Annotated in this window: 12 protein-coding genes; 6 read left to right on the forward strand and 6 right to left on the reverse strand. The window is 45.6% G+C overall.

What is annotated here, in order from left to right; translation table 11 throughout:
• Nucleotides 1-278: 278 nt before the first annotated feature.
• The gene (locus CAG60_RS09590; protein ID WP_154167845.1) at nucleotides 279-1175 is read left to right on the forward strand and encodes a pyridoxal-phosphate dependent enzyme; all 897 of its coding nucleotides are present in this window, start codon (nucleotides 279-281) and stop codon (nucleotides 1173-1175) included.
• Nucleotides 1176-1313: 138 nt separating this feature from the next.
• Here CAG60_RS09590 and arsJ read toward each other — a convergent pair whose 3' ends face one another.
• The 4 genes from arsJ to CAG60_RS09610 all read right to left on the reverse strand — a co-directional run bounded on the left by arsJ (nucleotide 1314) and on the right by CAG60_RS09610 (nucleotide 4510).
• Nucleotides 1314-2540: an organoarsenical effux MFS transporter ArsJ gene (gene arsJ, locus CAG60_RS09595; RefSeq protein ID WP_161438824.1), complete on the reverse strand. Its 1227-nt coding sequence runs from the start codon at nucleotides 2538-2540 to the stop codon at nucleotides 1314-1316.
• Between the two features lie 53 nt (nucleotides 2541-2593).
• Nucleotides 2594-3088 (reverse strand): cyclin-dependent kinase inhibitor 3 family protein, encoded by a 495-nt coding sequence (locus CAG60_RS09600; RefSeq protein ID WP_161425231.1) that lies wholly within the window; start codon nucleotides 3086-3088, stop codon nucleotides 2594-2596.
• Nucleotides 3089-3098: 10 nt separating this feature from the next.
• Nucleotides 3099-4100 (reverse strand): ArsJ-associated glyceraldehyde-3-phosphate dehydrogenase, encoded by a 1002-nt coding sequence (locus CAG60_RS09605; RefSeq protein WP_161438825.1) that lies wholly within the window; start codon nucleotides 4098-4100, stop codon nucleotides 3099-3101.
• 68 nt (nucleotides 4101-4168) lie between these two features.
• Nucleotides 4169-4510 (reverse strand): metalloregulator ArsR/SmtB family transcription factor, encoded by a 342-nt coding sequence (locus CAG60_RS09610; protein WP_161438826.1) that lies wholly within the window; start codon nucleotides 4508-4510, stop codon nucleotides 4169-4171.
• Between the two features lie 336 nt (nucleotides 4511-4846).
• Here CAG60_RS09610 and CAG60_RS09615 point away from each other — a divergent pair, with 336 nt between their 5' ends.
• From CAG60_RS09615 to phoU, 5 genes are all read left to right on the forward strand, one after another.
• Complete coding sequence (locus CAG60_RS09615; RefSeq protein WP_161438827.1) at nucleotides 4847-5869, forward strand: substrate-binding domain-containing protein; 1023 nt, start codon at nucleotides 4847-4849, stop codon at nucleotides 5867-5869.
• 71 nt (nucleotides 5870-5940) lie between these two features.
• The gene (pstC, locus tag CAG60_RS09620) at nucleotides 5941-7326 is read left to right on the forward strand and encodes a phosphate ABC transporter permease subunit PstC (RefSeq protein WP_154167834.1); all 1386 of its coding nucleotides are present in this window, start codon (nucleotides 5941-5943) and stop codon (nucleotides 7324-7326) included.
• A gap of 16 nt (nucleotides 7327-7342) precedes the next feature.
• The gene (pstA, locus tag CAG60_RS09625) at nucleotides 7343-8713 is read left to right on the forward strand and encodes a phosphate ABC transporter permease PstA (RefSeq protein ID WP_158138586.1); all 1371 of its coding nucleotides are present in this window, start codon (nucleotides 7343-7345) and stop codon (nucleotides 8711-8713) included.
• A gap of 39 nt (nucleotides 8714-8752) precedes the next feature.
• A complete protein-coding gene (gene pstB, locus CAG60_RS09630) occupies nucleotides 8753-9559 on the forward strand; it encodes a phosphate ABC transporter ATP-binding protein PstB (RefSeq protein WP_249374266.1) in 807 nt (268 codons plus the stop codon).
• A gap of 24 nt (nucleotides 9560-9583) precedes the next feature.
• A complete protein-coding gene (phoU, locus tag CAG60_RS09635; protein ID WP_158143754.1) occupies nucleotides 9584-10327 on the forward strand; it encodes a phosphate signaling complex protein PhoU in 744 nt (247 codons plus the stop codon).
• Nucleotides 10328-10481: 154 nt separating this feature from the next.
• Here phoU and arsB read toward each other — a convergent pair whose 3' ends face one another.
• Nucleotides 10482-11498 carry an ACR3 family arsenite efflux transporter gene (arsB, locus tag CAG60_RS09640; RefSeq protein ID WP_158138589.1) on the reverse strand — a complete coding sequence of 339 codons (1017 nt, stop codon included), beginning with the start codon at nucleotides 11496-11498 and terminating at the stop codon, nucleotides 10482-10484.
• Nucleotides 11499-11875: 377 nt separating this feature from the next.
• Entirely contained in the window at nucleotides 11876-12067 is a 192-nt protein-coding gene (locus CAG60_RS09645; protein ID WP_004395017.1) for a hypothetical protein, read from the reverse strand.
• Between the last annotated feature and the right edge of the window lie 90 nt (nucleotides 12068-12157).

Consider the following 12157-nt stretch of genomic DNA (forward strand, 5'->3'; position numbering starts at 1 on the left):
CATCCAGTCTGACTTAGTGTAGTTGGTAGAGCATTCAGAGTTTTACGGCCGTCGAACTTTCTTGGTCACTAGCAACTACACGATACCGATACGACTTGAAGGTTGAGCGAATCCCGTCGATGCTTCAAGTGGCAAGGTAAATGCTGCTTTTTCCTTATTAACTCCTATGTTTGTATCCGCCCAGTTCATTTTGTTCTGGGCTTTTTTTTGCACCTCATACCGCTAATGGCTAAGAAAGCGTATAATGCTCTGCTGACTTGTTAATACCCCATGAATTCATGAAGCTCTCTCATAGCCCAATCACCCAGCATCGCTTTCAAGGTGTGGATTTCTATTTAAAACGTGATGATAAATTGCATCCACAATTTTGCGGCAATAAAGCGCGTAAATTTCTTGGTCTACTCGAATTGGAAGCGCCGGCGATCACCACTTTAATTAGCTATGGATCCGTGCAAGCCAATTCTTTGTATTCATTGGCAGGACTCGCAGCGATTCGTGGTTGGAAATTAGAATATTATGTTCATCGGATCCCTAAGTGGCTCCAACAACGGCCAATCGGTAACTATCGGGCCGCGCTCGAACTGGGTGCGCAAGTGATGACGACGGAAAATGAGGCGATCAATCATCCACACGATCATATCGTGCAAGTGCGTCAGCCTGATGAGCACTGCCTCTTTATTGAAGAAGGAGGACGCTCTCCTTTGGCTGAGTATGGCGTTAAGCAACTCGCTCTTGAATTACTCGAATGGATTCAACAGCAGCCAAAACAGCACTGGATTATCGCTTTGCCATCAGGCACCGGAGCGACCTCGCTCTACCTGCAAAAGGCACTGCAACCTCATGATATCCAAGTGATTACTTGTCCTTGTGTCGGTGGTGCGGACTATTTACGCCAACAGTGGCAACAACTCGCAGATACCCTTTATCCAACGATTATCGAACCTTCGCGTAAACATCACTTTGGCCATTTATATCGCGAGGATTATCAAATTTGGCAGCAGCTCTATGAGCAAACTCATGTTGAGTTTGATTTGCTGTACGACCCATTGATGTGGCGCTGTTTACTTGATTGGCTACCGAACAACCAACAATATTCGTTGATCTATATTCATCAAGGCGGTTTGTTAGGCAATGAAAGTATGCTACCTCGTTATCAGCGTTTGTGTGGGGAATAAAGGATAGAACGAGAAAACGTCTACCGCCGACAGAGATACTGTGAAAGCAAAAAAGTAGAAGCTGCAGTTTGATGGGGTAGCATACCAACGGTTATCCATCTAACTGCAGCCTCAACGAACAAGCTCATGCCAGTCAATTTAGGTCGCTAATCTATCCTGTGGTTTGACTTTTGGTAAGCCAATCGAAATTAAGGTGGTCAGTAATAAGAAAGCAAAAGAAACCCATAAGCACGCGGCTAATCCCCACTCTTGAAATATCCAACCAGATAAAATGGTGCCAATCAAACGCCCCATCGCATTGGCCATGTAGTAAAAACCAACATCCAATGACACGCCATCTCCCTTGGCATAACTGACAATTAAATAAGAATGCAAGGATGAGTTAACCGCGAAAATCGCACCAAAAAGTAATAATCCACCGATGATCACCATTTGCGGATGCCATTGAACGTGAATACTGTAAGCAATCACTCCGGTCACTAAAGCCAATAAGGCGGCCCACCCCATGGCGGAACGTCCATCCGGTACTTGACCAGAAGCACTACCGGTGATTTTCGGCGCAAACCCTTGGATAACACCATAGCCAATGACCCACAAGGCTAAAAATCCGCCCACGGCACTGTGATCCCAGCCAAATACACTACCAAGATAAATTGGTAAAGCGATCACAAACCAGACATCACGGGCTCCGAATAAGAACATCCGCGCCGCCGATAAAATATTCACGCTACGTGATTTGGAAAAAATTTCTGAAAATTTGGGTTTATTTTTGGCTTTGCCAATATCGGCTTGTAGACTAACGAGGCTGCCAACAAAGACGGCCAATAATACGCCAGCCATCGCCAGCACTGCATATTGAAAACCGATCAGCGAGAGCAAGACACCACCAAGGAAAAAACCGGCTCCCTTCAACGCATTTTTTGACCCAGTAAGAATAGCTATCCATTTATATAACGCCCCTTGTGCATCATCTGGTAGCAACGTTTTAATGGCACTTTTTGCGCTCATTTTATTGAGATCTTTGGCAATACCAGAGAGCGCTTGTGCTGCCATCACTAACGGGATCGTCAACCACGCGGCAGGTACGGCTAACATTAATAAAGCGACGATTTGCATCCCTAATCCAATATTCATGGTGCGATTTAAGCCAAGCCTTGCACCAAGCCAGCCACCAATTAAGTTAGTCACCACGCCAAAAAATTCATAGAACAAAAATAACGAAGCGATCGCTAACGTCGAATAACCTAAATCATAAAAATACAGCACCACCAACATGCGCAATGCGCCATCGGTAATGGTAAAATTCCAGTAATTGAACGTCACCAGCATATATTGACGAACATTATGATTGAATTGGGACAACATGGATGATCACTCTTTTTGAAAAAGAGCTGCATCAATGCAGCTCTTACTAGGGGTTATTGACCGACAAACTGATGAATATAATCGACCTGATCCGCTTTAGTGAAAGCACCTGGACGCAAAGCCTGCACCTTGGCAATGATCGTTTCCAGTGGCCAGCCCTTCTCAAGCAAAACATGAGCGGCTAATAATCCCGTACGACCCGAGCCCCCCATACAGTGCAACGCCACTTTATCACCAAGACTTAAAGCTTTATGTACTAAAGGGGCAATGTGTTGCCAGCGAACATGGAACGCTTCATCCGGTGCACAATCATCAGCGATTGGTGCATGCAACCAAAGTAGCCCGGCTTTCTCTACCTCTTCTGGCAATTGGCCAACGCCATGTTCTTGCATCTCTTGTTGGCTCAGCGCGGTCACCACAACCGTGACTCCTTGCGCCTTTAATTGTGCGATACTTTCGGTAAGCGCCGTTTGTTTTGTGCCCGGACAAGGCGTGAGGATCAGCCCCGCTTGATCAGTAATCGGCAGTTCCCAAGTTGGATGTGTCATTGTCTTTTCCTTATACTGAGCCAACGTTACGCGCCAGTTCAGAGGTACGCGTTGCGTAGCCCATTTCGTTATCGTACCAAGCGTAAATTTTCACCATCCGTTTACCCACCACCATGGTTGATAAAGCATCAACAATCGTTGAACGCTGATCGCCTTTATAGTCAATCGATACCAATGGACGTGTTTCAAAGCCTAAAATACCTTGCAGTTCATTCTCTGATGCCGCTTTAAGCAAAGCATTAACCTCATCAACGGTGGTATCACGTTTAACATCAAAAATAATATCGGTCAGTGACGCATTAGCCAGTGGTACTCGTACCGCATGACCATTAATTTTGTCTTTCAGATCAGGGAATATTTCGACAATCGCGGTTGCCGAACCAGTCGTTGTTGGGATAAGGCTCATCCCACACGCACGAGCACGGCGCAGATCTTTATGCGGCGCATCTAAAATGGTTTGCGTATTGGTTAAATCGTGAATGGTCGTAAATGAGGATTGCTCGATGCCTAATTTTTCATGGATCACTTTAACAATCGGTGCAATGCAGTTGGTCGTGCACGATGCCGCCGTAACAATTCGGTGTTGATCTGGGTTAAAAATATGATCGTTAACACCGACGACAATGTTCGCTACACCCGGCTCTTTTACTGGAGCGGAAACGACGACTCGCTTAACACCTTGAGCAAGATACAGATTAAGTAACTCCGTTTTACGATGTTTACCCGTCGCTTCAATCACCACATCACAACCTGACCAATCTACGGCATCAATGGCTTTTTGTTGAGAGGTTTGAATCTTATGTTGACCAATCATGATGCTGTCGCCATCTGCCAAGACAGGGTGATGCCAACGACCTTGTACAGAGTCAAACTCTAACAAATGAGCCAACGTTGCCGCATCGCCAGCCACATCATTAATCTGCACAAATTCCAGCTCTGGCCAATCATAAGCCGCGCGCAATGCCAAGCGGCCAATTCGGCCAAATCCGTTAATTCCTACTTTAATCGTCATGATTTATTTCCTTAATAATGATCCGTTCATCCGTGTGACTTGAAAGCCCTTCAAGCCACACGGAATAATTAAGCACAACATGTTGGCCGAGATTTCATCGCCGCCAATCGCGCAATATCAAGCTGATATTCAGTTCGTAAACACTGAGAGTCGACTAAGCCTTGGATCTGTTTTCTCATCCAGCCAGGTAGCTGATCTGACAGACGATAAAATACCCACTGACCTTGACGGGCATCGACGACAACGCCACTCGCCCTTAATAAAGCAAGATGGCGCGATATTTTGGGTTGGCTCTCTTCTAATGCCGCGGTTAACTCCGCAACGCAGAGGTTCTGTTCACGAGCGATCATTAATAAGCAACGCACTCGGGTTTCATCAGCCAACAGTTTAAAAAATTGATGAGGTAGCATAATTCTATTACCTTATATGGATATGCGAATATCTTAACTGCGTGCTAATCGCTGTCAATGGTAATCCAGCCGTTGTCATGAAATTTTCATATTCAAAAAGATCATCTTGTTGATGTCATCAGAGCGTCATCCCCCAGTGCTAATCTGCGCTGACTGACCGAGAAACCGGGTTATGCCACACCCCCACCGCTCCCCTCTGTCACATGATTGTCATATAACTTCCATTTTACTGTCATACAAACCACCCAAAATCCGTTTTAGTTAAACCAAACACAACCGCAATTTGAAGGCATGATGCCATAGCGGTTAACAATGTGAATGAACGAGGGAAATACTATGAAGTTTGGACGCAACGCGCTATTGCTTGCCTCAACCATCGCCACGGCTATCTCAGCACCTGCAATGGCTCGTGAAACTATCCAAATTGCTGGCTCATCGACTGTGCTGCCATTTTCATCAATCGTTGCTGAAGAGTTTGGGCAAACTTTTGCTCAATTTAATACACCGATTGTTGGATCAGGTGGTTCGGGCGGCGGCCTTCGCCAGTTTTGTCAAGGCGTTGGTGTCAACACCATTGATATTGCTAATTCTTCTCGTCCTATCCGTCCCAATGAGCTTGCGAACTGTAAAGCCAACGGCGTGAATGAAGTCATCGAAGTGAAAATCGGTTACGACGGTATTGTCTTTGCTTCACGCACCGACAGTGGCAGTTTTGCACTAAAACCTGAACATGTCTTTAAAGCAGGCGCAGCGCAAATTCCTCAAAACGGTAAAATGGTTAATAACCCTTACACCAACTGGAAACAGATTGATCCTTCACTACCGGATCAAGATATCTTATTGGTCATTCCTGGCTCTAACCACGGCACCCGTGAAGTGTATGAAGAAAAAGTTGTCCACCCGGGTTGTGCAACGTTTGCTGAAGTCAAAGCCATGGATAGCAAAGCCAAAGAAAACTTCTGTAACGCGATTCGTACCGATGGACGCGTGGTGGAAGTCGCTGGTGACTATACAGAAACACTGGCTCGCCTCGATGCACAGCGTAACGCATTAGGCGTATTTGGCCTCAGCTTCTATGACCAAAACCGTGACCGCTTAAAAGTGGCAACGGTCGATGGTGTCACTCCTAGTTTAGAGACCATTTCAACGGGTGAATATCCGGTTTCTCGTCCTTTATTCTTCTATATCAAAAATGCCCACGTTGGTGTTGTCCCTGGCCTACTTGAATACGCTCAATTCTTCGTCAACGAGCAGATTGGTGGCATGGGTAGCCCATTAGAAGAAGCTGGCCTAATCCCAATGGATGACGCTGAGCGCGCGCAAGTGTCAAACGATATTCGCAACCGTAAGACTTTATAAATAAAGTAATAATTCAGTAAGAGAGGCATTAACGTCTCTCTTACTATTGCTTTTAAAAGGTAATCACAATTATGAATAATATGATGCTAATGGTGGTACTACTGGCAGTCATGGCTCTGGCTTATCAGCTCGGGCTAGTGCGCAGTAAAAGAGTGGCATCAACCAGCAGCGGGCAGACTCAACGCTTGCATTCTCGTCCAGTTTATCACGGTGTATTGACCCTACTTTGGGCTGTCGTACCCGCTTTTTTAGTGTTTGTTTTATGGACGACATTTTCTCCTAATTTCATTCAAAACTTAGTGCTCAGCAGTATCCCCAGCGAGTTTCAACCCGCTACCGCCGATCACGCTCGTGTATTGATGAACCAATTGAATAACTTAGCCAGCGGCTTTGCCGTAGTCAGTGAATTCAGTGATTATCAAATCGCGGCAGCTGAGTACCTACAACAGGTACAATTTACCAGTCACGTTATCTTAAGTAGCTTAATGGCGACTTTAGCCGCGACAGGCGTCGTCTTTAGCACCCGTCGCATTCGCCCTGATTTACGTGCTCGTAACCAAGTTGAACGTGCATTGCACATCGTACTTATTCTCTGTTCTGGTGTAGCCATTCTGACGACGATTGGTATTGTGCTGTCGATGCTGGGAGAAGCCTTTCGCTTTTTTAGCTTTGTTGACCCACTCGATTTCTTTTTTGGTACGACATGGAACCCGCGTTTCTCAACCGTAGGCACCAGCGGCCAAAGTGGTTTTGGTATGCTACCGCTGTTAGCGGGAACGTTCATGATTGCGTTTATCGCTCTTGCCGTCGCCATTCCAGTCGGTTTGATGGCCGCGATTTACTTAGCCGAATATGCCCCCAGTCGAGTTCGCTCTGTAGCGAAACCGATTATTGAAGTACTGGCAGGGATCCCAACGATTGTCTATGGCTTCTTTGCCCTGATCACCGTCGGCCCTTTTCTGAGTGAGATAGGTGAATTCTTCAATATTGATATCCGTGCTACCTCAGCTCTAACAGCAGGGGTCGTGATGGGGTTAATGATCATCCCGTTCATCTCTTCTCTTTCCGATGACATCCTCACCCAAGTTCCTAAAGCCTTAAGAGATGGCTCGCTGGGTCTCGGAGCGACAAAATCAGAAACGATACGTAAAGTCGTCCTGCCCGCAGCGCTGCCGGGCATTACCGGAGCCGTACTACTCGCCGCCAGCCGTGCGATTGGCGAAACCATGATTGTCGTGTTGGCTGCGGGCAATAGCCCGGTCTTAACCGCTAATCCTTTTGAAGCTGTATCGACGATGACCGTGACAATCGTCAATCAATTAACCGGCGATTTGGATTTCTCTAGCCCGCAATCACTGGTGGCCTTTGCCTTAGGGTTAACGCTGTTTGTGATTACCCTGTTTCTTAACGTCATTGCGTTAGTCATCGTACGTAAATACCGCGAACAATATGAGTAATTTCATGGACAGTATTATGCCAACTTCAACTCAATCAATGAGCGATACGAATAAGCTACGTGAGAAAACACAACTGCGTATTGCAAAATCACTCAAAAAACGCCATGCCAGTGAACGTCGTTTCAAAGCGTTTGGTATGGGAGCTGTTGGCCTAGCCCTCAGCTTTGTATTGATCCTGTTTGTTTCCGTTTTTTCCAAAGGCATTCCTGCTTTTTGGCAGGCGACGGTAAGTTTGAACGTTTATTTCGATCCTGAGGTAATCAATATTGAGCCGAAACCCGTTCAGCTCAGTGGCGAATCCGCAGGTGAATTTCAACAACGACTACTCGCTTGGCAAGGTCAAGTAGGCATGGTCAATTTCAACCGCATTATCGTCAATAGTTTAGCCAAAGAAATACCGGAAGCGCCCCGCTATCAACGTGATGCATTACGCTTAATCACCAGTGGTGAACGTTTCGCACTGCGCGACATGTTAGTCAATGACCCGTCATTGGTCGGTAAAACACTACGCTTAGATTTATTGGCTGATGCGAATGTCGATGTGTGGTTAAAAGGCAATATTGATCGCGATTTACCCGACTCGCGCCAGCAATTAAGTGCTCGCACGCGTGCTTGGGCTGATGAACTGGCAGACCGTGGCGTGATTCAAAATAAATTTAGCACCGCTTTATTTATGAATGTCGACTCACGCAGCTCGTTAGCGTCGGCTGGCTTAGCGGGGGCATTTATGGGATCGGTATTTATGATGCTGATCGTCATGGTGCTCGCCGTACCGATTGGGGTGGCTTCCGCGATTTATTTGGAAGAGTTTGCGCCGAAAAACAAACTGACGGATTTTATTGAAGTAAACATCAATAACCTCGCCGCCGTTCCTTCAATTGTGTTTGGTCTACTCGGTGCATCGGTGTTTATTTTATGGTTTAAATTACCGTTATCCGCACCGTTTGTTGGCGGGTTAGTGTTAACTCTGATGACACTACCAACGGTGATTATCGCGACTCGTTCAACCTTAAAAGCCATTCCGCCATCGATCCGTCAAGCGGCACTCGGTATTGGCGCATCAAAAACTCAAGCGGTATTTCACCACGTGCTGCCGCTGGCTCTTCCTGGCATTTTGACCGGTGCGATTTTAGGTATCGCACAAGCATTGGGCGAGACCGCACCGCTGCTATTAATCGGTATGAACTCGTTTGTTGCCAGTATTCCAAGTACGCCGATGGATCAGTCAACCGCTCTGCCAGTGCAAATTTTCTTATGGCAAGGTAATGAACTCCGTAACTTCTTTGAAGCAAGAACCTCTGCTGCAATCATCGTATTGCTAGCATTAATGATTAGTCTGAATGCGTTGGCCATCTGGTTACGTCGACGCTTTGAAACACGGTGGTAATCCAACATGATAAGTGAAGCAGTAATGAATAAACAGCCGATGATTAACCCTGATATTGTGCGTAAAGCATCGTCATCCACTGCGGTAAAAAATTCCAAAATGGCCGCCCGTGATGTCAAAGTGTTCTATGGTGAATCACAAGCCTTGCATGGCATCAACATGGATATTGTAGAAAATGAAGTCGTCGCGTTTATCGGCCCTTCCGGTTGTGGTAAATCGACCTTTCTACGTTGTTTAAATCGCATGAATGACACCATTGATAGCGCACGCGTTGAAGGCTCCGTCACCTTGGATGGGCAAGATATCTATCACCCGAGCCTTGATGTCGTACAACTCCGTGCGCAAGTGGGTATGGTCTTTCAAAAACCGAATCCATTCCCAAAATCCATCTACGAAAATATTGCTTATGGGCCCCGTTTGCACGGTTTAGTCGATAATAAAGCCGACTTAGAAGAAATTGTTGAAAACAGTTTACGCCGTGCAGGACTGTGGAATGAAGTCAAAGATCGCCTTTCTGCTCCCGGAACTGGGCTGTCTGGTGGTCAACAACAACGCCTTTGTATTGCGCGCGCGATTGCCGTCAATCCTGAAGTCATCTTAATGGATGAACCGTGTTCGGCACTCGACCCTATTGCGACCTCAATCATTGAAGATTTGATTGATGAACTGAAAGGCAGCTACACCATCGCGATGGTCACGCACAATATGCAACAAGCAGCGCGTGTCTCCGATAAAACCGCATTTTTCCATATGGGCAATCTTGTCGAGCTCAATGATACACGAGAAATATTCACCAACCCGCGTGATAGCCGCACGGAAGATTACATCACGGGTCGCTTTGGTTAATTCACAATTTTTCAGGAGAGATTTATGCCAACTCATCGTATTGATGGGCACACCTCACACAGTTACAACAGCGAATTACGCTCGATTGTCGATTCTGTGGTTAACATGGGCGACTTAGTGATAGAGCAGGTTCGCCACGCACTCAATGCCTTTATGACTGGTGATACTCGACTCGCCAAGCAGGTAATAGAAAATGATCATCAGATCAACCTACTCGAACTAAGTATCGACCAAAAATGTGTGGATATTCTCGTCAAACGCCAGCCTGCAGCACGCGATTTACGAGCAATCTTTTCCATCATGAAGGCAATCATGGATTTAGAGCGGATTGGTGATCAATCAAAACGCATTGCCAGCGCGGTACTACGTTTAAAAGAACAGCATCCAGGAAAGAAAAATTACTTTGAGGGTATTGAACTGCAAGAAGATGAGTTCGAACAAATCAACGCTCACGTGATTAATATGCTACAAAAATCCATGGATGCGTTTCATGATATGAATGCCGAAGCGGCCTTAGAAGCCGCAATGTTGGATAAGCATATTGATAACAGTTATAGCGAAATTTTACGCCAAAACAACCAAAATATGCTGCTTAACTGTTCTCACTTCCAAACCATCTTAGAGATCACTTGGATAGGCCGCGCCGTGGAGCGAATTGGCGATCATGCGCGCAACGTCTGTGAGTACACCATCTACTTTGTCAAAGGCTTAGATGTGCGCCATAAGACCGACCAAGAGATGGCTGAACTACTCGCCAAAAAGTATTAGTTCTCTCTGACTCGACGAACGCACTCAGTCTCTACCGAATCGAGGTTGAGAGCTCTGAGAAAAACAGCCATTTCTATACAGAGATGGCTGTTTTTTTATTGAGGGAATAATCCATAACGCTGCCCTATTCGGCAGCGACCAATCGATCGGGTGATTAATTAAACCAATGACGCGTGCGATTAGCAAACCAGACTAAACTTAGCATCACGGGTACTTCCACTAGCACGCCAACCACCGTTGCCAACGCGGCACCAGAATGTAACCCAAACAGAGCAATCGCCACCGCCACCGCGAGTTCAAAAAAATTAGAAGTACCGATCATGCATGCTGGCGCGGCAATATTATGCGGTAAATCGATTTTCTTAGCAGCGAAGTAAGCCAACGCAAAAATGCCATAGGTTTGAATCAACAGCGGAATGGCAATTAATACAATCGCCAAAGGCTTAGAGAGAATGGTCTCGGCTTGAAAACCAAACAACAACACCACGGTTGCCAACAAACCAATTATCGACCAAGGTTTCATTTTTGCGGTAAAAGCGTTTAATCGGGAATGGTCATTGCCTTTATCGAGTTTTTTCCGCGTATAAATCCCAGCCAATAATGGGATCAATACATAGAGTACCACCGAGAGTAATAACGTATCCCAAGGGACGGTGATATCGGTCATCCCCAGCAAAAGCCCTGCAATAGGCGCAAAAGCGAAGATCATGATCACATTGTTTACCGACACCTGAACTAAGGTATAGTTTGCATCGCCTTTGGTTAATTGACTCCAGACAAACACCATTGCCGTACAGGGTGCAACACCCAGTAAAATCATCCCAGCAATGTATTCATTGGCGGTTTGTGGATCGACCCAATTGGCAAAAAACACCTTAAAGAACAACCAACCTAAAAATGCCATGGTGAACGGTTTAATCAGCCAGTTGATCACCAAAGTCAGTACCAGACCTTTGGGCTTTTTGCCGACATCTTTAATGGAAGAAAAATCAATTTGCACCATCATTGGGTAAATCATTAACCAAATCAGCACCGCGATAACAATATTCACCTGCGCATATTCAAAGCGAGCAAATATCGCAAAGACATCCGGCGCTATTGAGCCAAGTGTAATACCAGCAATGATCGCCAGCCCTACCCAAACGGATAAGTAGCGCTCAAATAATCCCATATTCTCTCTCCTAGACGTTTTCGATTCATAAAATTTCAATAGCTAAAAATAACGCATCATCAATGATTGGCTTAGCCATTATTAAGATGATGCGCGTGATTTTCATCGGTAGATTCACCTTATTAGCAACAAACGATCCGAATTATGAGTGGCGTAACTTAGCTCTGAAGAGAGCACCATCACATTCGATTTTTCAGATATATGGTAAATCATATGTCTTATTTTGCGCTCGTCAAGCACAAGATGTTGAAGTCGTAATCAAGCTAGCAAAGTGAAGTTTTCGAGAAATATCGATGAATGGAAAACGTAAAAATGGCACCTTACTTGCCTCTTGATGGGGGTCAGGAGCGGGCGTAAATAAGGTGCCATGCGGTTATTCAGTTAGATTTACTGTTTATCTCTTGTTGCCATTGGCATAGTTGGATCAAAGCGAATAGCGCTTGCTTTTCTGAGCGAGATTGGCATACCGCTAAGCGTTGTAAGTAGTATTCTGTTAATGGCTGCGGGTGAACAACAGACCCCGTTTCAATAGGTTTGCTTGAGCGAGCAACGGCTGATGTGGTTGGCATTATGGTATCCTCTTCTGGCTTGGGATATCTTTAGTATGCTAGATTTAAGGAAAAGAAAAACTGACAGGATAATTTATTTTACATCCCTAT

It is taken from the genome of Vibrio sp. V33_P6A3T137 (assembly GCF_009904835.1).
Lineage (GTDB): Bacteria > Pseudomonadota > Gammaproteobacteria > Enterobacterales > Vibrionaceae > Vibrio > Vibrio metschnikovii.